The sequence below is a fragment of the Saccharomonospora xinjiangensis XJ-54 genome (assembly GCF_000258175.1).
Taxonomy (GTDB): Bacteria; Actinomycetota; Actinomycetes; order Mycobacteriales; family Pseudonocardiaceae; genus Saccharomonospora; species Saccharomonospora xinjiangensis.
In genome coordinates, this window is the sequence record NZ_JH636049.1 from 298,402 (window position 1) to 318,579 (window position 20,178).

Genomic DNA, 20,178 nt, shown 5'->3' on the forward strand with positions numbered 1-20,178 from the left:
GAGACACCATGGATCAGGAGAACCCGCCGGGACTCGACCTCGCCAGGCTGCGCGCACACCTGGACGCCGAGCGGCCCGGCCTCGTCACGGGGCCGTTGCGCGCGCGGCTCATCGAGGGCGGCCGGTCGAATCTCACCTACGTCGTCGGCGACGGCGAGAACCGGTGGGTTCTCCGCCGCCCTCCGCTCGGTCACGTCCTGCCCACCGCACACGACATGGGCCGCGAGCACACCGTCATCAGCGCGCTCGGGCCGACCCCGGTGCCCGTGCCGCCGACGGTGCTGCTGTGCACGGACGAATCGGTGCTCGGCGCACCGTTCTACGTCATGGACTACATCGAGGGCACGCCCTACCGGCGCCGCGACCAGCTCGAAGCACTCGGGTGTGAGCGCACGCGGCTCATCGCCGAGGCCATGATCGACACGCTGTCCGAGCTGCACGCGGTGGACTACGCCTCGGTGGGCCTTGCCGGGTTCGGCAGGCCGGAGGGCTACCTCGAACGGCAGGTGCGGCGATGGGGACGGCAGCTCGATGCGTCCCGCAGCCGCGACATCCCCGGAATCGACACGCTGCGCGAGCGGCTGTCGGCCCGTCTGCCCACGTCGCAGGAGCCCGCGATCGTGCACGGTGACTACCGGCTCGACAACCTGCTCATCGGCGCCGACGACCGGGTCGCCGCGGTGCTGGACTGGGAGATGTCCACCCTCGGTGATCCGCTCACCGACATCGCCCTGCTCGTCGCCTACACGGAGGGCGAGGCGCTGGGCGACGAGATCAGCAGCGTCGCCACCGCGCCGGGATTCCCCCCGGTGCGCGACCTCATCACCCGCTACACGGCCACGTCGGGGAGGGACATCTCCGCGATGGCCTGGTATCTCGGGTTCGCGTTCTTCAAGCTCGCCGTGATCCTGGAGGGCATCCACTTCCGCCACAGCCAGGGCAAGACCGTCGGCGAGGGATTCGACCGCATCGGCGCGAGCGTCGCGCCGCTGGTGGCACGCGGCAACGCCGTGTTGGAGGAGGACTGAATGGACTTCGCATACGACGCCGTGACCGAGGACCACCGCAGACGGCTGCTGGCGTTTCTCGACGAGCACGTCTACCCCGCCGAGGCCGTGCTCGCCGAGCAGGTGGCCACCGCCGGTGACCCGTGGGACACGCTCCCCGTCGTCGAGGAACTGAAGACGAAGGCCAGGGAACAGGGATTGTGGAACCTGTTCCTGCCCGGCGACCGCGGCGCGGGACTGACCAACCTCCAGTACGCACCGCTCGCCGAGATCACGGGCCGCAGCCCCCACCTCGCGCCGATCGCCACCAACTGTGCCGCGCCGGACACGGGCAACATGGAACTGCTGTCGGAGTTCGGCACGCCCGAGCAGCAGCACCGGTGGCTTGAGCCGCTGCTGGCCGGGGAGATCCGGTCGGCGTTCGCCATGACCGAACCCGACGTCGCCTCGTCCGACGCCCGCAACATCGCCACGCGCATCGAACGCGACGGCGACGAGTACGTCATCACCGGGCGGAAGTGGTTCATCTCCGGCGCCATGAACCCGCGCTGCCGCGTGTTCATCGTGATGGGCAAGACCGACCCCGGCGCCGAACCGCACCGGCAGCAGAGCATGGTCATCGTCCCCCGCGACACCCCTGGCGTCGAGGTGAAGCGCGCGATGACGGTGTTCGGCTACGGCGACGAGGAGTCCGGCGGCCACGCCGAGATCGTCTTCGACCGCGTCCGGGTGCCGGTGGAGAACCTCGTCGGCGGGGAGGGTGACGGGTTCGCCATCGCGCAGGCCCGACTCGGCCCCGGCCGGATCCACCACTGCATGCGGGCCATCGGCATGGCCGAGCGGGCCATCGAGCTGATGTGCCGCAGGGCGCTGTCGCGGGTGGCGTTCGGCAGACCGCTCGGCGAGCAGGGTGTGGTGCAGGACTGGATCGCCGAGTCCCGCGTGCGGGTCGAGCAGCTCCGGCAGCTCGTGCTCAAAACCGCGTGGCTCATGGACACCGTGGGCAACAAGGGCGCGCACACCGAGATCCAGGCCATCAAGATCGCCACACCGAGCACGGTGGAGTGGGTTCTCGACAAGGCCGTCCAGCTGCACGGCGCGGGTGGCGTGAGTCAGGACTTCCCCCTGGCGTCGCTGTGGGCGGGTGTGCGCACGCTCCGCCTCGCCGACGGACCCGACGAGGTGCACAAGCGCTCCCTCGCCAGGAGGGAGCTGGCGAAGTACCGGTGACGGTGTTCCGGAAGCGGCCCTTCACCGGAACACCTTGGCTAGAAACGAACGGTCGTGCTATAACTGCGGCATGGGTAAGGGCGAGAGCACCAAGCGGTCGATCCTCGACACGGCGAGCGAACTCGCCAGCGAGGTCGGCCTCCAAGCTCTGACCATCGGCACGCTCGCCACGAGAACCGAGCTGTCCAAGAGCGGGCTGTTCGCCCACTTCCGGTCGAAGGAAGCCCTGCAACTGGAGGTGCTGCGGCACGCACGCGCCCGATTCGTGGACATCGTCGTCAAACCCGCGCTCGCGGCTCCACGCGGCGAGACGCGGGTCAGGACGCTGTTCGAACACTGGCTTCCCTGGGTCCGCGGCGACGTGCTGCCCGGCGGCTGCGTCTTCACCACGGCGGCCACCGAGTTCGACGACCAGCCGGGACCTGTGCGTGACCAGCTCGTGGCCGACGAGCGGGATCTGATGGACTCGGTCGCGCAGATCTTCCGCACGGGCATCGCCGAGGGCCACTTCCACACCGACGCCGATCCCGAGCAGTTCGCGCAGGACCTGCACGGAATCCTGCTCGCCTACCTGCATGCCGAGAGACTGCTGCGCGACCCGCTCGCCGAGCACCGCGCCCGCACGGCGTTCGAGCGGCTCCTCGACGCCGCGCGACGCTGACCCGACACCGACAAACGCCGATAAACGCCGACGCCCCCGGCCGACACCGGCGGCGCGGACGGTCCCACAAGGCCCGAGCGCCGCCCCTGCCCTGAATCTGACGCCTTCCGGCACCACAGCCGGTGACCCGCCCCCCACCGAAAGGCACCGAATGATGACCGACCTTCTCTCCCCAGAAAAAAGCACGACCGTTCGTGTTATTGCGGATGCCGTCACGATCCGCGAGTTCGACAGCACCGATCTCCCCGGCATCCGCGCGATGTCGCATCACCTGTCCGCCCGCTCGCTGTATCAGCGGTTCTTCGCGGGAACGCCTGCCATCCCCGCCGCCCTGCTCCGGCAACTCGCCCAGGTTGACCACGACCGCCAGGACGCCGTGGTGGCCGTGGCCGACCATCTGGTCGTGGGACTCGCGCAGGCCGTGCGGACGGAACCCGGCACGGCCGAGATCGGCGTGCTCGTCGTGGACGCCTGGCAGAACCGGGGCCTCGGCCGGACGCTGGTCACCGCCCTCGCCGAGCGGGCTTTGCCGCGTGGGATCGGCGAGTTCCGCGCCTCCGTCCTTCCCGGCAACGAACCCGCCCGGCATGCGCTCACCCGGCTCTGGCCGGGGGCGGTGGGCTCGGTGGACGAGGACTGCCTGCTCTACCGGCTGCCGCTGGCGCCCCTGCTGTCCGCGTCCCACCTCGCCCCGGCTCGCGTGCCGGGCGGACTCCGGCGGTGCGTCGCGGTGCGATGAGGCCCCGGCGCGGGCGAGGATCACTGCGACGACGTGGCGTCCAGCTCGCGCTGGAGTGCGTTCATCCCGGCGAGCCAGCGCTCGGTGCGGGTGGCGCGGCGCGCGTAGAACTCGGCGACCTCGGGGTGCGGCAGGATGAGGAACCGGCCGTCGCGGAGACCCTCGACGGTGACCTCGGCGACCTGCTCGGGTTCGAGGGCACCGGGTTCCAGCAGAGCGGCCCCCATCCGTCCCGCATCGGCGAGCATGTCCGTGCGCACCCCTTGCGGGCAGATCGCCTGCACGCGGATGCCCCGGTGCCGGTAGGTCACCGACAGCCATTCGGCGAAGGCGAGCGAGGCGTGTTTGGTCACGGAGTAGGGCGCGGATCCGAGGCTGGTGAGCAGTCCTGCCGCCGACACGGTAGCCAGGAAGTGCCCGCTTCCCCGCTCCAGCCAGCGCGGCAGCAACTCCCGCGCCGCGCGCACGTGGGCCATGACGTTGACCTCCCACGCCCGCGCCCATTGCTCCTCGGCTGCGTCGGGACCACCGGCGAACGCGATTCCCGCGTTGGCGCAGAAGAGGTCGATCTCTCTCAGGTGTGCCCGCGCGGCGGCGACCAGCGCGCGCACGCCCTCCTCCGACGCCGCGTCACCGGCCACGGCGAGACCGCCGATCCGCGCGGCGACCTCCGACGCGGCGTCACCGTCGAGATCGGACACCACCACGCGCGCGCCCTCGGCGGCCAGCTGGACCGCCAGCGCCGCGCCGATGCCCCGGCCCCCTCCGGTGACGACGACGCGGGCACCGTCGAGTTCTGCGGTCACAGCCCACCGCCGAGCGTGACACCGCCATCGACGACGAGCGTCTGCCCGGTGATCCACGCCGCCTGCTCCGAGAGCAGGAACGTGACCACACCGGCCACATCGGACGGAACACCGAGCCGTTTCATCGGGTAGGCGGCGGCGACCTCGTCTTCCTTGTCGGCGTAGAGGGCTGTGGCGAACGAGGTCTTCACCACGGCAGGCGCCACGGCGTTGACCCTGATGGCGGGTGCCAGCTCCTGTGCGAGTTCGGTGGTAAGGCGGATCAGCGCCGCCTTGCTCACGCCGTACATGCCGATGCCCGGCGACGTGCGAAGGCCCGCGATCGACGACACGTTGACGATCGCGCCGCCGTGCTCGCCCATCCACGCGTCGCGCACCTTCCGCGTCCACGCCAGCGGCGACAGCACGTTGACACCGAAGGTCTTCGCTGCCGCCTCGGGCTCCACGTCGAGGATCGGCCCGTAGACGGGGTTGATGCCGGTGTTGTTGACGAGGAAGTCGATGCGGCCGAACGTCTCGACGGTGCGCCGCACCGCCTCGTCCTGGTGGCCCGCGTCGTCGGCCTTGCCCGGCACCCCGAGAGCGACGTCGGCACCTCCGAGGTTCTCGACCGCGTCGGCAAGGGGGTCCGGCTTGCGGGCGGTGATCGTGACTTTCGCTCCTGCCTCGACCAGCGCCCTCGCGACCCCGAAGCCGATTCCCCTGCTGGCCCCTGTCACAATGGCGACCCGGTTCTTCAGACCGTCCACAGCCATTCTCCTCCTCCAGCTAAGCGCTCGCTTACAATTCGGGCATGACGATGTCGCTGTCGGCCGAGCTGTGGCCGGATGTCCAACCGGACGCGGCCCGCCGCCTGATGCTGGCCGGGGTCGAGTCCTTCGCCGAGCGCGGCTACCACGCCACCACCACCCGCGACATCGCGACCAACGCGGGCATGAGTCCCGCCGCGCTGTACGTGCACTTCCCCTCGAAGGCCGCATTGCTGTTCGCGATCAGCCGCAGCGGACACCAGCAGGCGCTCGACCTCGTCCGCAACGCGGCGGAATCCGCCGGAACGCCGGTCGAGGCGATGCGCGCGATCGTGGAAAGGTTCGTGGCCTGGCACGCGCGGCGCCACACGGTGGCGCGAGTCGTGCAGTACGAACTCGGCGCGCTGCCGGAGAAGGAGTACCGCGTCGTGGCCGAATTGCGCCGCGGCATCGAGCACATCGTGCACGATCTCGTGGTCGCGGGGGCGAAATCCGGCGACTTCACCGTGTCGGACCCGATGACCGCCGCTCGCGCGGTGCTCTCGCTGGGCGTGGACGTCGCGCGCTGGTACACCGACCGCTCCCGCATGTCCCCCACCGCACTGGGGCGGGAGTACGGCGACCTCGCGTTGCGCATGCTGGGCGCCGATCCGGCCCGGCCGAGCTGACCGCGTCGCACACGCACCTCCCGCCATCATCCGGCGGGCATGTCCTCCCGTCGGCCAGCGACATACTAAGCGCTTGCTCAGCTGACGCGCCACCCCTTGCAGGACTGTCGCTGACACCGGCAGCACTTCCACGCCGCGCCGGCTTCGCTCCCCGCAGGGGCGCGAGCTTGCCATTGTTTCGGTGACGAAGTTGTCCCAAGTCGATGACACAGGGATTGGTAAGCACCTCGGCCTGAGTCCGGCCGGGTCCGTTGTACATCCCGACCCGAGGATCGTGCGTGCCGCGCTCGGCGGCACGGCCGGTCCGATGGCCGCGGCCCCCAGGACCGTAGGGTGCCGGGAATGAGCGAGATCATCGAACCGCCGGCGGGTGCGCCGATGCCGGCCTCGGTGCCGGACCTCTTGGGCCGGGGCCGGTCAGCCGCCGAGGCTGGGGACTGGATCGCCGCGGCCCACGCCTGGGTCCAGGCCGCCATGCGAGGCAGCCTGGAGGGCGCGGAGCGGGCGACCCGTGCCGCCGTCGAGCTCCGCTTGTCGGCCGACGCCGGATCGGCGGAAGCCGCCGCCCTGCTGGCCGGGATTCTGCTGGAGTACTTCGACGAATCGGCGTTGCCACTGGCCGTGACGTACGCCGAGGCGTCGGCCGAGGCCGGGAACCCGGCAGGCCAGCGCACCTACGGCTACCTGCTCGTCGAAGGCATCGGCGTCGAGCCGGATCCCGTCGCCGCGGCCGGACTGTTCCGGCCGGCCGCCGAGAGCGGGGACGATTACGGGACCTTCAACCTCGCCCAGCACACCGACGACGCCGACGAATCCCTGCGCCTGCTGGCACGGGCCGCGGGACAGGGTCTCGTCGAAGCCGGTGCCGTGCTCGGCGACCGGCTCTCCTCGATGGACCGGGACGCGGAGGCGCTGAACTGGTACCTGTGGGCCGCGCACGAGCGCACACCGGGGCAATGTACGCGGCGGGCTGCTGGTACCGCGACGGGTTCGGCACCGCGCCCGATCCGGTTCAGACGTTGCGCTGGTACTTCACCATGTTCGACCACGGTGACGGCAACGGGATTCATGAAGCTATCGAGCTGGCGACGAGCGCCGCACTACCGGAGGACCGGATACGCGAGGCAGGCCGGCTCGCCGGCCAGCCGGCCGCCGCGGAGTCCCTGATCGGAGTCGTGCGAGGCGAGCGGGACCCGAGCAACGGCCGCTGAGAAATGGTCCGCGGACCCCTGCCTCGGGGGACGTGCCCGCGCCTCGGCGGGCGGGCCGCCTTGCTCCACACCGAGCGAAACGGTCCCCGAAGCACCTGGCCACGGGGTCCGTCCGGCAAGCCTCAGGCCCTGCCGCCCTCCCCGACGATGGGTTCCAGGGTTTTCGCCCACTGGCGCACGAGCCGCTCCCGGCGTTTGGAGTCGTCGCTGAGCAGGTCGGCCAGCCCGAGGCCACGCGCGAGGTCGAGGGTGGCCTGCACGGTCTCGCGCACACCCGGTCGCGACTCGTCGGCGTCGAGCAGATCGAGGGCCACCCGGTGCGCCTCCCTGCCCACCTTCGCTTCCAGCGGGGTGAGTGCCCTGCGCAGCGCGTCGTCTCCGGAGGCCGCCACCCACAGGTGCAGCGCCGCCCGGAACTTCGGCCCGGTGTAGAGGTTCAGCAACATGCGGGCCACCGGCTCGGCGCGGCTCTTACCCCTGGGCAACGTCTCGGCACGCTCCCGCAGTTCCGCGATCTGCTCCCCCGCGAGGAACTCGACGGTGGCCACCACGAGATCCTCCCTCGTCGGGAAGTGGTGCTGCGCCGCGCCCCGCGACACGCCTGCCCGCTCGGCGACGACGCCCACCGTGGTCCCTGCCCAGCCGAGTTCGGCCAGGCAGTCCACGGCGGCGCCCACGAGCCGCCTCCGGGTCGTCCGGCTGCGCTCCTGCCGGGGTTCACGCACCGTCGGTGTCATCGGCCGGCTCGACCCAGAAGTCGAGTTGCAGGTCCTCCTCGCGTTCGGCGAGTCGGTAGCGGGAGAAGTCGGTGACCCCCTCGGCTGCCAGCACCTCGTCGTCGATGAGGAACCGGCCCGTGAGCGTCCGGCTCGGTTTCGTGAGCACCGCGTACGCCGCGTCGGCCATGATCTCCGGTGTGCGTGATCGGCTTGTGAGCTCCGAGCCGACCACGTTGCGGATGGCGGCGGTGTCGATGGTGGTGCGCGGCCACAGCGAGTTCACAGCGACCCCGGCGTCCTTCAACTCCGCCGCGAGCCCCACCGTGACCAGGCTCATCGAGTACTTCGCGATGCTGTAGGCGAGGTGGCCGCCGGTGAACCACTTCTCCTCGAGCCGGATCGGCGGCGACAGCGTGAGGATGTGCGGGTTGTCCGAACGGCGCAGGTGCGGGATCGCGGTGCGCGACAGCAGGAACGACCCGCGCGCATTGATGTCCTGCATGAGGTCGTAGCGCTTCATCGGGATGACCTCGGAGGGCGTGAGGTCGATGGCGCTGGCGTTGTTCACCACGATGTCGATGCCGCCGAACTGCTCGACGGTGCGCTCGACAGCCCGCTCCACGGTCTCGTCGTCGCGGATGTCGCCCACGATCGGCAGTGCGTGGCCTCCGGCGTCCTCGATGGCCTTCGCGGCCGTGTGGATGGTGCCGGGCAGTTTCGGGTGTGGTTCGGAGGTCTTGGCGAGCAGCGCCACGTTGGCACCGTCGCGCGCCGCGCGCACGGCGATGGCCTCGCCGATGCCCCTGCTACCTCCGGACATGATGATGGTCTTGCCTGAAAGGTCGTTCACGAACAGCTCCTTGCTTGGTGTCGCGGTTTCAGTAGGACTTGGGCAGTCCGAGACTGTGCTGGGCCACGAAATTCAGGATCATCTCCCTGCTCACGGGGGCGATCCTGCCGACGCGCACCGCTGCCAGCATCGTGCCAAGACCGTACTCGGAGGCCAGTCCGTTGCCGCCGTGCACCTGCACGGCCTGGTCAACGGCGCGCACGGCCACCTCGGCTCCGGCGTACTTCGCCATGTTGGCGGCCTCACCCGCCGCGGCGTCGTCGCCGGAGTCGTAGACGGCCGCGGCCTTCTGGGTCATGAGTCTCGCCAGCTCCAGTTCGATCTTCACCTCGGCCAGCGGGTGCGCGAGCCCCTGATGTGATCCGATGGGCACGCCGAACACGCTGCGCTGCCGCGCGTAGCCGACGGCCTTGCCGAGCGCGTACCGCGCGATGCCAGTGGAGAACGACGCCCCCATGATCCGTTCCGGGTTCAGGCCTGCGAACAGCTGGGCGATGGCGGCGTCCTCCTCCCCCACGAGCGCGTCGGCGGGCAGGCGCACGTCGTCGAGCAGGAGTTCGAACTGCTTGTCGGCCGACACCAGATCCATCGGGATCGCCCTGTACTCGAAGCCCGGCGTCGCGGTCGGCACGACGAACAGCGCCGGTTTGAGCCTGCCGGTGCGGGCGTCCTCCGTGCGGCCCACCACGAGGACGGCGTCGGCCTCGTCCACTCCGGAGATGAACACCTTGCGTCCATTCAGGACCCAATCATCGCCGTCGCGGCGGGCCGTTGTAGTGATCCGGTGGGCGTTCGACCCGGCGTCGGGTTCGGTGATGGCGAAGGACATCCGCACGGCCCCTGTGGCGAATCCGGGAAGCCAGCGCGCCTTCTGCTCTTCGGTGCCGAACCGGGCGATGACCGTGGCGCAGATCGCCGGTGACACGACCATGAGCAGCATCGGCGTGCCCGCCGCGCAGAACTCCTCACACACGGCGGCGAGCTCACCGATGCCCGCTCCCCCTCCGCCGTATTCCTCGGGTACCGACACGCCGAGGTAGCCGAGTCTGCCCGCCTCGTCCCAGAGTTCACTGGTGTGCTCGCCGCTTCGGGCCTTCGCCAGGTAGTACTCGTGGCCGTACTTCGCGGCCAGCTCGGCGACGGCCTCGCGCAGCGCCCTGCGCTCGGGCGATTCGGTGAACATCACGCCGACTCCTTCGCTGTCCTCGCACCGGTGCCGTCACCGGACTGTCGTTGTCCGGACTCGCCTGCCTCGCCGGTCGCCTCTGCCTCGCCGGTCCCGCCGGTCTCGGCCTGGGTGACCACGGCCAGGACGGTGTCCTGCTCCACCTGCACGCCCTCGGTGACGGCGAGTGCGGTGACGACACCGTCGGCCGGCGCCGCGATCTGGTGTTCCATCTTCATCGCCTCCAGCCACAGCAGTGGCTGTCCCGCCCGCACCGCGTCGCCGACCGACACGGCGAGGCGGGAGACCGTGCCGGGCATGGGCGCCACGAGTGATCCGTCGGCGAGTTCCGCATGGTGGCCGGCGAAGCGGGGCGCGGGGGTCAGGGAGACCGAGCCCAGCGGGGAGTCCACGACGACCTGCCCCGGATAGCGGGCCACCCGGAACGTGCGGCGCACGCCGTCCCGGCACAACACGACATGCTCCGGTGTCACGGCGGCCACGGTGACACCGGGGTCGTCCACCGGCGCCAGGCCGGACCGGGTCGCGGTGTAGCGGACGGTGTGCTCGTCCCCACCGTGCCGGTAGGTCTTCGCTTGCGGGGCCGATGACACGTTGCGCCATGCCGGTGGCAGGGCCGCCAGCGCCCGGGCCCGCGAGCGGTTGTACTCGGCGTCGGCGAGTGCGGCGGCCAGCGCCGACAACCGCACGGCGTCCTCATCGGGGCCGGTGGCGAGGAGATCGCGGGCGTGGCGGGTGAGGAAGTCGGTGTGGGTGTCGCCCGCCAGGAAATCGGGGTGGCGCAGCACCGCCACCAGCAGGTCGCGATTGGTGACCGGGCCGTGCACGCGCGCCGAGGTGAGCGCACCGGCGAGCATCCTCGCCGCCGACGTCCGGTCGGGCCCCCAGGCGATGACCTTGGCCAGCATCGGGTCGTAGTGCGTGCTCACCACGGTTCCGTCGGCGACCCCGCTGTCGAGCCGGATACCGTGGCGGTCCGGCACCGTGAACTCCGCCCGTACGTTCCCGACCTCGAACCGGTGCAGCGTCCCGCCGCACGGACGCCAGCCCGCGCGGGGGTCCTCGGCGTAGAGGCGGGCCTCGATCGCGTGCCCGCGAGGGCGAGGGGGTTCACCGTGGAGGGGACTGCCCTCGGCGATGCGCAACTGCCACGCCACCAGGTCGAGGCCGGTGACGCACTCGGTGACGGGGTGCTCCACCTGAAGGCGCGTGTTCATCTCCAGGAAGAAGAACTCGCCGTCCTCGCCATCGCCATCGCCGCCGCCGTCGGTGACGAGGAACTCGACGGTGCCTGCGCCGACGTAGCCGACGGCCCGGCACACCGCCCTCGCGGCGTCGAACAACCGCTGCCGCAGCGTCTCGTCCACACCGGACGGTGCCTCCTCCACCACCTTCTGGTGCCTGCGCTGGATGGAGCACTCGCGCTCGCCGACGGCCCACACGGTGCCGTGGGTGTCGGCCAGCACCTGCACCTCGATGTGCCGTCCGCGTTCGAGGTAGCGCTCGCAGAACACGGCCGCGTCCCCGAACGCCGACGCCGCCTCGGCCCTCGCCGCCGCCAGCGCCTCCGCGATCTCAGCGCGGCGGCGGACCACGCGCATGCCCCTGCCGCCCCCGCCTGCCGACGCCTTCACCAGCACGGGAAACTCGTCACCGGTGAGATTCTCCGGGTCGAGTTCGTCGAGCACGGGCACACCCGCTGCGGCCACGACGCGCTTGGACTCGATCTTCGAGCCCATGAGCGCGATGCACTCCGGTGCCGGGCCCACCCACACCAGGCCCGCGTCGAGCACCGCGCGGGCGAACTCGGCGTTCTCGGACAGGAACCCGTACCCGGGATGGACGGCGTCGGCTCCCGCCGCCAGCGCGGCCGACACGACCGCATCCACCCGCAGGTAGGTGTCCGAGGGCGCGGCCCCCGGCAGGTGGACGGCCGCGTCGGCGGCGGCGACGTGCGGGGCGCCCTCGTCAGGGTCGGAGTACACCGCGACCGTGCCGACGCCCCACTCACGGCACGTGCTGACGATCCGCAACGCGATCTCGCCCCGGTTGGCCACCAGCAGGTTCGTGATCACGACAACCTCACATCCGGAAGACGCCGAAGCCGGTGCCGTCGAACGAGGCACCCTGAACGGTCTGGGAGTGCACGGCCGAAAGGCACAGCCCGAGCACCGTGCGCGTGTCCCTCGGGTCGATCACGCCGTCGTCGTAGAGACGGCCGGAGAGGAACATCGGCAGCGACTCGGCCTCCACCTGCGCCTCGACGGCCGCCCGCAGCGCCGCGTCGCCGTCCTCGTCGTAGACCTGGCCACGTGCCCGAGCCGCGTCGCGCGCCACGATGGACAGCACCCCGGCGAGCTGCGCGGGTCCCATCACGGCCGATTTCGCGCTCGGCCACGCGAACAGGAACCGCGGATCGTAGGCGCGCCCGCACATGCCGTAGTGGCCCGCGCCGTAGGACGCTCCCATGAGGACGGACAGGTGCGGAACCCTGCTGTTCGACACGGCGTTGATCATCATGGCGCCGTGCTTGATGATGCCGCCCTGCTCGTAGTCCTTGCCGACCATGTAGCCCGTGGTGTTGTGGAGGAACACCAGCGGGGTGCCGGTCTGGTTGGCGAGCTGGATGAACTGGGCCGCCTTCTGCGACTCCTCGCTGAACAGCACACCTCTGGCGTTGGCGAGCACGCCGACGGGATAGCCGTGGATCCTCGCCCAGCCCGTGACGAGGCTGGTGCCGTAACGCGGCTTGACCTCGTCGAAGTCCGAGTCGTCCACCACTCTGGCGAGCACGTCCCTCGGGTCGAACGGCACCTTGAGGTCATCGGGCACGATGCCGAGCAGTTCCTCGGGGTCGTAGCGCGGGGGGAGCGACGCGGCGGGTTCGGGGCCGCGTTTGCGCCAGCCGAGCCGCCTCACGATGTCCCTGCCGATGCGGATGGCGTCGGCCTCGTCCCGCGCGAGGTGGTCAGCGAGGCCGGAGGTGCGCGCGTGCATGGCCGCGCCGCCGAGCGACTCGTCGTCGGAGATCTCCCCCGTGGCCATCCTCACCAGCGGTGGGCCGCCGAGGAAGACCTTGGAACGGCCCTCCACCATCACGACGTGGTCGGACATCCCCGGCACGTACGCGCCTCCGGCCGTCGAGTTGCCGAACACGAGCGCGATCGTGGGAATCCCGGCCGCTGACAGCCGGGTGAGGTCGCGGAACAGCCGCCCGCCCGGAATGAAGATCTCCTTTTGGCTCGGCAGGTCCGCGCCACCCGACTCGACGAGGTTGATCACGGGAAGCCGGTTCTCCAGCGCGATGTCGCACGCGCGGAAGATCTTGCGGACCGTCCAGGGATTGCTGGAGCCGCCGCGCACCGTGGGGTCGTTGCCGACGATGACGCACTCGACGCCCTCGACGACACCGATCCCGGTCACCACGCTGGCGCCGACCGGGTAGTCGCTGCCCCAGCCCGCCAGCGGGGAGAGTTCGAGAAACGGCGAGTCGGGGTCGAGGAGCAGTTCGACGCGCTCACGCACGAGCAGCTTGCCGCGCTTGCGGTGCCGCTCGACGTACTTGGCTCCCCCGCCCGCGACGGCCTTGGCGTGCTCGGCCTCGATCTGGGCGAGTTTGGCGAGCATCGCGTCGCGGTTGGCGAGGTGACCAGGGTCTTTGGTGTCCACTGTTGAGGTGAGAATCGTCATGAGGCGTATCCCAGTCGTTTCGCCGCCAGCTGCGTCATGATCTCCGAGGTCCCGCCCCCGATGCCGAGGATGCGCACGTCCCGATAATGGCGCTCCACTTCGGACTCACGGAGGTAGCCGAGTCCGCCGTGGAGCTGAACTGCCCTGTCCACCACCCAGGTTCCCGCCTCGACGGCCGTGTTCTTGGCGAAGCACGTCTGCGCGACGACGTCCTCGCCCGCCGCGTACCGCACGGCGACCTCGCGCACGTAGGAGCGGGCGACGTCGATGCGGCGGGCCATCTCCGTCAGCGTGTGCTGCACGCTCTGCCGCGAGATCAACGGCCTGCCGAACGTCTCCCTGAGGCGGCACCACTCGACGGTCGTCTCCAGCGCGCGCTGCGCCGTCGCGTACGCCTGCACGGCGAGCGTGAGGCGTTCGGTGACGAACTGCGTGGCGAGCTGGGCGAAGGCGCTGTTCTCGGCGCCGACCCGGTTGGCGACCGGAACCCGCACATCCGTGAACGACAGTTCGGCCGTGTCGGAGCAGTGCCAGCCCATCTTCTCCAGCCTGCGGCCGACGGTGAAGCCCGGCGTGCCTTTCTCGATCACGACCAGCGACAGACCACCGGCGCCAGGCCCTCCGGTGCGCACGGCCGTGGTGACGAAATCGGCGCGGCAACCTGAGGTGATGAACGTCTTCGCGCCGTTGACGACGTAGTGGTCGCCGTCGCGCACGGCTGTGGTGCGCAGTGCCGCGACGTCCGAGCCGCCGTCCGGTTCGGTGATCGCGAGCGCCCCGATGGTGCGCCCGGCCAGCGTGGGCCGCACCCACCGGTCGATCTGGCCCTCGTCCCCTGCCTCGACGAGGTGCGGCAGGGCGATGCCGCCGGTGAACAGGGCCGCGATGACGCCGCCCGAGGCTCCGGCGTAGTGCGCCTCCTCGATGATCGTCACGACGTCGAGCACGTCGCCGCCGGACCCGCCGACGCTGTCGGGGAAGGACACGCCGAGCAGCCCGGCCTCCGCCGCCGTGCGGTGCAGCGAACGCGGCAGCTCGCCGTCACGCTCCCAGTCGTCCAGGTGCGGCAGCACCTCGGTGGTCACGAAGCGTCGCACCGTCCTGCGCAGCTCGCGGCGTTCGGGCGTGCCGAACGGATCGGACCGGCTCACAGCAGCACCTCCGGGACGTCGATGAGGCGGCTGCGCAGCCACTCGCCCAGCGCCTTGCCCTGCGGATCGAACCGGGCCCGCGACGCCACGCCCTCGCCGAGAATGTCCTCGACGACGAGGTTGACCGCCCACAGGTTCGGCAACAGAAACCTGCGCATGGGTTGGTCCGCCGTCTCCGGAAGCAGCGACCGCACCGCCTCGACGGTGAGCGTGTGGGCGAGCCACGACCACGCCTCGGGCGAGCGCACCCACACGCCGATGTTCGCGCTACCGCCCTTGTCGCCGCTGCGGGCACCGGCGATCGTCCCCAGCGGCACGCGCCGGGCCGGGCCAGGGGGCGGCGGTGGCGGCAGCGCGGGCTCGGCCACCTCGGTGAGTTCCTTGGTCGCCTCAGGCGGGGCGATGTCCACCCTGGTGCCGTCGGGCAACACGGCGACGTGCGGAACGGTGGACGCGCCCACGAACGCGTCGGAGAACACGCCGTAGGGAGCCGCTTTCGCCGGTGGCGCGGTGAGATGGAAACCGGGATAGCTCGACAGGCCCAGCTCGACGGCCGCGCCGCTGAACGCGCGCCCCACCACGTCGGGGTCCTCGTCGGCGACCGCGCAGCGCAGCAACGCACTCGCCTCCTCCTCGGTGTCGGCGTCGGCGTGGTCGGTGCGGGCCAGCGTCCAGCGCACCGAGCGGGGCAGCCGCTCGCGCAGCGCGTCGATGAACTGCGCCCGCACCCACTCCGCCTTGGCCTCGATGTTCAGTCCGGTGAGGACGAACGTGACCTCGTTGCGGTAACCGCCGAGGCTCGTGCGGCCCACCTTCAGCCGGGGTGGCGGCGGTTCTCCCCGCACCCCGGACACGCGGACCCGGTCCGGTCCTACCTGGTGGAGCCGGATGCTGTCGAAGCGTGCCGTGACGTCGGGTCCCGCGTACCGGGGCCCCGCGATCTCGTACAGCAGTTGTGCCGTCACCGTGCCGACCGTGACGGTGCCCCCGGTGCCGTCGTGCTTGGTGATGGTGCTCGACCCGTCCGCTTCGATCTCCGCGATCGGGAAGCCTGGAACGTCGCGGCGGTGCTCGGTGAAGAACGGATAGTTGCCGCCTGTGGCCTGTGCCCCGCACTCCAGCACGTGCCCCGCGACCACGGCACCGGCGAGCGCGTCGTGATCCTCCGGCGTCCAGCCGAAGTGGGCCGCAGCCGGACCGGCGACCAGCGAGGCATCCGTGACCCGCCCCGTCACCACGACGTCCGCCCCCGCCTTGAGACACTCGGCGATGCCGAACGCGCCGAGGTAGGCGTTGGCGGTCACCGGTGTGCCGAGGCCGAGTTCGCCCGCCCTGGCGATCAGGTCGTCGCCCTCGACGTGGGCCACCGTCACGCCGATCCCGGCGCGATCCGCGAGCCGCCGCACCGCGTCGGCGAGTCCCGCGGGATTGAGGCCGCCCGCGTTGGTCACCACCGTCACACCGGCATCGACGGCCAGCCCGAGGCACTCCTCCAGCTGCCGCAGGAACGTGGTGGCGTAACCGCGTCGCGGGTCCTTCAACCGGTCCCTGCCGAGGATCAGCATCGTGAGTTCGGCCAGGTAGTCGCCGGTGAGCACGTCGAGAGGCCCTCCGGTGAGCATGTCCCGCACGGCCGAGAACCGGTCGCCGTAGAAGCCGGAGGCGTTGCCGATCCGGATCACGACGGTCCCCCTTCCGCGCGCGGTCTGCCAGGCCCCGGCGGTCCCGCGAACGCCTGCGCGATCTCCAGCCACGTCGTGGCGTGCTCGCCGTCGGCGCGCAGGTCGGTGTCGGCCCTGTGGGTCCGCTGGGTGACCAGCAGGCAGAAGTGGTGGGCGCTTCCGGTGATCCGCTGGGCCGCGTCAGCCGGGCCGAACGCCCAGGTTGCGCCGTCCGGTCCGGTGAGTTCCACCCGGAACTCCCCGGCTGGAGGTGTCAGGCCCCGCACGGCGAAGGCGAAGTCGCGGGTGCGCACCCCGAGCCGGGCCACGTGCCACAGCCTGGCTGTCGGAACACGGCGCACACCAAGGGCGTCGGCGATGTCCTGGCCGTGCGCCCAGGTCTCCATCAGCCGCGCCGAGGCCATCGACGCCGCGCTCATCGGCGGGCCGAACCACGGAAGGCGGGCGCCCTCCGGCAGCGCTCGCAGCGCGTCGGTGAGCTGCCCCCGCCGACGCCGCCAGGTGCCGAGCAGCCGGCCGGGCGGCAGCGCCGCGCCCTCGGCCGCGCCCTCGTCCACGTAGCTCTCGCCCGCGGCCAGCGCGGAAGCGATCTCGTCCTCGAACCGTCCCGGCTCGGTGGCGGCGACGAGCGCCTTGTCGTCGGTCCAGGCCAGATGCGCGATCTGGTGCGCGATGGTCCATCCCCTCGCGGGCGTCGGCAGCGCCCAGCGCGCGGGGTCGAGGTCGGCCACGAGGGCATCGACCTCCTCGCTCTCGGCCTCCAGGTCCCGCAGAACCGCGACAACAGCGCCGACGGTTCCGGCCGTGTCGGTGTCCGCCACACCTCACCTCCTCCCGGGCAGCTTCGGCGCCGCCCTGCCGACACCCTCAGCCTGGCAGCCCGACTACAGAAAAAGCAAGCACGACTGATTGTTTTATCCTGTCGTCCCCCGCACAGTCTGTGGTCCAATGACCGCCAGGCTCGGGACGCGGCGGGAGAACAGTCATGACTGAGGCCGGGGAAGGCTACTCGCAGATCACGTACACGGTCGCCGAGCGCATCGCGACGGTGGCGCTGAACCGGCCGCACGCCCGTAACGGGTACACCATCACCATGGCCGACGAACTCGCCGACGCACTCGGAAGGGCCGACCGCGATCCCGACGTGAGGGTCATCGTGCTCACCGGGCACGGCCGCGACTTCTGTGTCGGCGCCGACCTGTCGCAGGGCGGCTTCGACGTCATTCCCGCGTCCGGCTCCGGCGACGCGTGGCAGGAACCAGCGGGCCGGGTGTCGCGCCGGATGTTCGCGTCGAACACGCCGGTGATCGCCGCACTGAACGGCGCCGCCGTCGGCGCGGGACTCACCATCACCCTCGCCGCCGACTACCGCCTCGCGGCCACCGACTCACGGTTCGGCTTCGTGTTCACCCGCAGAGGCATCTACCCCGAGGGCGCCTCGGCGTGGTTCCTGCCCCGGCTCGTCGGCATGGGCCGCGCCCTCGACTGGATGATCAGCGGACGGGTGTTCGGCGCCGAGGAGGCGCTGCGCACCGGGCTCGTCCACAGCCTGCACGCCCCGGGCGACCTGCGCGGCGCCGCGCACAACCTCGCCGCCGACCTCGCCGCCACCACGGCGGCCGTGTCGGTGGCCGTCACACGGCAGCTGCTCTACCGTATGTCCGGTGTGGACTCTCCGGGCCCCGTCCACGAACTCGACTCGCGTCTGATCGCGAGCATTCCCGAAAGCCCGGACGCGATCGAGGGAGTCCTGTCGTTCCTCCAGAAACGGCCACCGGACTTCAGCGGCCGGGTACCCGGCGACCTGCCCGAGGTACTGCCCTGGCTCCGAAGGGACGAGACGTGAACACCGCATACCCCGGCGAACCGTGGCGGCTGGCAGGCGAGGCGTACGTGTCCGTGTGGGCGGTCCCGCTCGGTGCACTGCCCAGGGTCAGCGACGTGGTCACCCCGCACACCGTGGGAGGGCGGGCCGTGGTCGTCACCGCGTGGATCGACTACACCCCGCCGGGCCAGCTGAGCTACCACGAACTGCTCGCAGTCGTCGCCGTGCGGCACGGGCGCTCACCGGCTGGCAGCATCACCGAGATCTGGGTGGACAGCGAGACGTCGCTTCGGGGAGGCCGTGCTCTGTGGGGCATCCCGAAGGAGCTCGCGACCTTCCACCTCGACCGCACCGGCGATGTCACCGTGTCGGCCGCGACACCGAGCGAGTGGATCGCCTCGGCCACATTCGTCCCGAAAGGACCGTCCGGCCCCGCGACGCGGGCGAGATTCTCGGTGATCCAGTCCGTCGGCGGCCTGCCCCTCGTCAGCCCCGTGCTCGCCCGCGTCCGCCCGCGACCGGCGTCCGCGACGTGGACGGTGAACCCGGACGGCCCACTCGGCTACCTCGGAGGGCGGCGCCCGCTGGTCAGCGTCCACCTGCGGGACGCGCGTCTGCTGTTCGGCAGGCGCTGACCCGCGAGACTCACGCGAGCACGACGGCGAGGACGAGCGCGATCAGGAGCGCCAGCACCACGGCCCTGCGCCGCCGGAGCACGACGGCACGCGGTGGCGGTTCGCGCACCGGCTTCCTCGGCAGGGACCGTATCCGGTTGCGCACGGCGCCGTGGAGCAGAACCACCACAGGGGCCGAGGCGACAAGGCTGGACAACACCCCCGGCACCACATCGCCGCCGCTGAAGAACTTCACGGCGAACACGAGGCCGAAGAAGAGGGCGAGTCCCAGCAGTGCGCCCACGAAGATGCTCATCCCCCTCGCGAAACCGCGTTCTGCGAAACAACCGCCGAAGGCCCGGCGCGGGTCGGTACGCCGGGCCTTTCCGCGTCTCCTGCCGCATCAGGGACGGTCAGAGATGGTCCAGCCAGGGCAGACGCTCGACCAGCCGCTGCCACATCGGTTCCGGCAGTGCGGCCCTCAGCGCGTCGCGAACCTGCCTGACCACGGCCTGGGACAGCTCGATGTCGCCGTCGGCCAGCTCGTACGGGTTCGGCAGCGACAGCGGCAGCGGCGGCCCGTACGGGATCAGCGGCGGCTGGGTGAGGAAGATGTCCGGCCGGTCCACGTCCCGCAGCGGGTCGATGTCGTAGGCGTGCGCCCCGTTGAGGTATCCCGCCCAGCCGTTGGCGAAGGCCAGCGCGTTGGTGAACGGGTTGACGGAGTTGCAGATGCCGTCGTTCTGGTTGCAGATCTGCGTCACCGCCACGTCGCCGTCACCGGGCCGGGGGCCCTGCAACGTCATGCCGGGGAAGAACGTCGGTATGTTCGTCGCGACCCCGCCCGCACCGCCACCGGCGCTGCCGTCCGAGCCCGAAGCCGGATCACCCGGCCTGCGCGGATCACCGTAGAGCACGCCTTTGAGCACCTCGTGCGGGATCTGCTCGCCCTCGGCGAAGGTGTCCAGCACGTTGCCCGCGACGAGTGCCCCCATGGAGTACCCCACGATGATCACAGTCGAGTCGGCGCAGGACTCGGCGAACCGCAGGACCGCCTCTTCGAGGGCCGCCATTCCCTCCTCGACGGACTGATCCATGGTCTTCTCGTGGCCGGGGAACGGCGCGATCTCGGCGGCGTAGACGATCTTCTCGGTCTCCACCCCGGCAGGCACCCCCGCGTTGAACTCGTCGTACACGAGTCCCAGCCCGTCCCCCGCTCCCCCGACCTCGAAAATCTTGGTCTGCGCGCAGCCCGCGTCCTGTGCGGCCTGCGCGACCGGAACGGTGACCGTCCCGAGACCGCTCAGCAGTGCGGCGACCGCGAGCGTGACCCGCCTCGACCTCGTCGGCATCGTTTCCCTGTCCTCCCCAGTCTGGCCGCGCTGCCCGG

Annotated in this window: 20 protein-coding genes; 8 read left to right on the forward strand and 12 right to left on the reverse strand. The window is 71.0% G+C overall.

Translation table 11 applies throughout. From position 1 onward, the window contains the following. Positions 1-8 precede the first annotated feature (8 nt). The 4 genes from SACXIDRAFT_RS00845 to SACXIDRAFT_RS21730 all read left to right on the forward strand — a co-directional run bounded on the left by SACXIDRAFT_RS00845 (position 9) and on the right by SACXIDRAFT_RS21730 (position 3,637). Positions 9-1,028, forward strand: a complete 1,020-nt coding sequence (locus tag SACXIDRAFT_RS00845) for a phosphotransferase family protein (RefSeq protein WP_006236556.1) — start codon at positions 9-11, stop codon at positions 1,026-1,028. Then, positions 1,029-2,237 carry an acyl-CoA dehydrogenase family protein gene (locus SACXIDRAFT_RS00850; RefSeq protein WP_006236557.1) on the forward strand — a complete coding sequence of 403 codons (1,209 nt, stop codon included), beginning with the start codon at positions 1,029-1,031 and terminating at the stop codon, positions 2,235-2,237. A gap of 70 nt (positions 2,238-2,307) precedes the next feature. Continuing rightward, positions 2,308-2,898: a TetR/AcrR family transcriptional regulator gene (locus tag SACXIDRAFT_RS00855; RefSeq protein WP_006236558.1), complete on the forward strand. Its 591-nt coding sequence runs from the start codon at positions 2,308-2,310 to the stop codon at positions 2,896-2,898. 154 nt (positions 2,899-3,052) lie between these two features. Further along, entirely contained in the window at positions 3,053-3,637 is a 585-nt protein-coding gene (locus SACXIDRAFT_RS21730) for a GNAT family N-acetyltransferase (protein ID WP_006236559.1), read from the forward strand. Between the two features lie 20 nt (positions 3,638-3,657). On the opposite strand, the gene SACXIDRAFT_RS00865 is transcribed toward SACXIDRAFT_RS21730, so the two are convergent. Continuing rightward, complete coding sequence (locus tag SACXIDRAFT_RS00865; protein WP_006236560.1) at positions 3,658-4,443, reverse strand: SDR family oxidoreductase; 786 nt, start codon at positions 4,441-4,443, stop codon at positions 3,658-3,660. Further along, positions 4,440-5,198 carry an SDR family oxidoreductase gene (locus SACXIDRAFT_RS00870; protein WP_006236561.1) on the reverse strand — a complete coding sequence of 253 codons (759 nt, stop codon included), beginning with the start codon at positions 5,196-5,198 and terminating at the stop codon, positions 4,440-4,442. The genes SACXIDRAFT_RS00865 and SACXIDRAFT_RS00870 overlap by 4 nt, the downstream gene beginning before the upstream one ends. A gap of 38 nt (positions 5,199-5,236) precedes the next feature. Between SACXIDRAFT_RS00870 and SACXIDRAFT_RS00875 the strand changes: the two genes are divergently transcribed. Continuing rightward, positions 5,237-5,860, forward strand: a complete 624-nt coding sequence (locus SACXIDRAFT_RS00875) for a TetR/AcrR family transcriptional regulator (RefSeq protein ID WP_006236562.1) — start codon at positions 5,237-5,239, stop codon at positions 5,858-5,860. Between the two features lie 342 nt (positions 5,861-6,202). Next, positions 6,203-7,027 carry a tetratricopeptide repeat protein gene (locus SACXIDRAFT_RS00880; RefSeq protein WP_040921992.1) on the forward strand — a complete coding sequence of 275 codons (825 nt, stop codon included), beginning with the start codon at positions 6,203-6,205 and terminating at the stop codon, positions 7,025-7,027. 166 nt (positions 7,028-7,193) lie between these two features. Here SACXIDRAFT_RS00880 and SACXIDRAFT_RS00885 read toward each other — a convergent pair whose 3' ends face one another. From SACXIDRAFT_RS00885 to SACXIDRAFT_RS00920, 8 genes are read right to left on the reverse strand one after another with little or no spacing between them, the layout of a single operon-like run. After that, positions 7,194-7,808 (reverse strand): TetR/AcrR family transcriptional regulator, encoded by a 615-nt coding sequence (locus tag SACXIDRAFT_RS00885; protein WP_006236564.1) that lies wholly within the window; start codon positions 7,806-7,808, stop codon positions 7,194-7,196. Next, positions 7,789-8,640 (reverse strand): SDR family oxidoreductase, encoded by an 852-nt coding sequence (locus SACXIDRAFT_RS00890; RefSeq protein ID WP_006236565.1) that lies wholly within the window; start codon positions 8,638-8,640, stop codon positions 7,789-7,791. Before SACXIDRAFT_RS00890 ends, SACXIDRAFT_RS00885 begins: the two co-directional genes overlap by 20 nt. Positions 8,641-8,668: 28 nt before the next feature. Beyond that, positions 8,669-9,826, reverse strand: coding sequence for an acyl-CoA dehydrogenase family protein (locus tag SACXIDRAFT_RS00895; protein ID WP_040921993.1), 1,158 nt, complete (start codon positions 9,824-9,826; stop codon positions 8,669-8,671). Further along, a complete protein-coding gene (locus SACXIDRAFT_RS00900) occupies positions 9,823-11,901 on the reverse strand; it encodes an ATP-binding protein (RefSeq protein ID WP_006236567.1) in 2,079 nt (692 codons plus the stop codon). Before SACXIDRAFT_RS00900 ends, SACXIDRAFT_RS00895 begins: the two co-directional genes overlap by 4 nt. A 7-nt stretch (positions 11,902-11,908) precedes the next feature. Next, the gene (locus SACXIDRAFT_RS00905) at positions 11,909-13,516 is read right to left on the reverse strand and encodes an acyl-CoA carboxylase subunit beta (protein ID WP_006236568.1); all 1,608 of its coding nucleotides are present in this window, start codon (positions 13,514-13,516) and stop codon (positions 11,909-11,911) included. Continuing rightward, entirely contained in the window at positions 13,513-14,667 is a 1,155-nt protein-coding gene (locus tag SACXIDRAFT_RS00910) for an acyl-CoA dehydrogenase family protein (RefSeq protein WP_006236569.1), read from the reverse strand. The genes SACXIDRAFT_RS00905 and SACXIDRAFT_RS00910 overlap by 4 nt, the downstream gene beginning before the upstream one ends. Further along, positions 14,664-16,349 carry an acyclic terpene utilization AtuA family protein gene (locus tag SACXIDRAFT_RS00915; protein ID WP_006236570.1) on the reverse strand — a complete coding sequence of 562 codons (1,686 nt, stop codon included), beginning with the start codon at positions 16,347-16,349 and terminating at the stop codon, positions 14,664-14,666. The genes SACXIDRAFT_RS00910 and SACXIDRAFT_RS00915 overlap by 4 nt, the downstream gene beginning before the upstream one ends. Next, entirely contained in the window at positions 16,346-17,170 is an 825-nt protein-coding gene (locus SACXIDRAFT_RS00920) for a TIGR03084 family metal-binding protein (RefSeq protein WP_006236571.1), read from the reverse strand. Before SACXIDRAFT_RS00920 ends, SACXIDRAFT_RS00915 begins: the two co-directional genes overlap by 4 nt. A gap of 164 nt (positions 17,171-17,334) precedes the next feature. Between SACXIDRAFT_RS00920 and SACXIDRAFT_RS00925 the strand changes: the two genes are divergently transcribed. Together SACXIDRAFT_RS00925 and SACXIDRAFT_RS00930 are read left to right on the forward strand one after the other, a co-directional pair. Further along, entirely contained in the window at positions 17,335-18,195 is an 861-nt protein-coding gene (locus tag SACXIDRAFT_RS00925) for an enoyl-CoA hydratase-related protein (protein ID WP_006236572.1), read from the forward strand. Beyond that, positions 18,192-18,809 (forward strand): acetoacetate decarboxylase family protein, encoded by a 618-nt coding sequence (locus tag SACXIDRAFT_RS00930; protein WP_006236573.1) that lies wholly within the window; start codon positions 18,192-18,194, stop codon positions 18,807-18,809. The genes SACXIDRAFT_RS00925 and SACXIDRAFT_RS00930 overlap by 4 nt, the downstream gene beginning before the upstream one ends. A gap of 10 nt (positions 18,810-18,819) precedes the next feature. Here SACXIDRAFT_RS00930 and SACXIDRAFT_RS00935 read toward each other — a convergent pair whose 3' ends face one another. Together SACXIDRAFT_RS00935 and SACXIDRAFT_RS00940 are read right to left on the reverse strand one after the other, a co-directional pair. Further along, positions 18,820-19,104 (reverse strand): hypothetical protein, encoded by a 285-nt coding sequence (locus SACXIDRAFT_RS00935; protein WP_006236574.1) that lies wholly within the window; start codon positions 19,102-19,104, stop codon positions 18,820-18,822. A gap of 97 nt (positions 19,105-19,201) precedes the next feature. Continuing rightward, positions 19,202-20,140 carry a PE-PPE domain-containing protein gene (locus SACXIDRAFT_RS00940; RefSeq protein WP_006236575.1) on the reverse strand — a complete coding sequence of 313 codons (939 nt, stop codon included), beginning with the start codon at positions 20,138-20,140 and terminating at the stop codon, positions 19,202-19,204. Between the last annotated feature and the right edge of the window lie 38 nt (positions 20,141-20,178).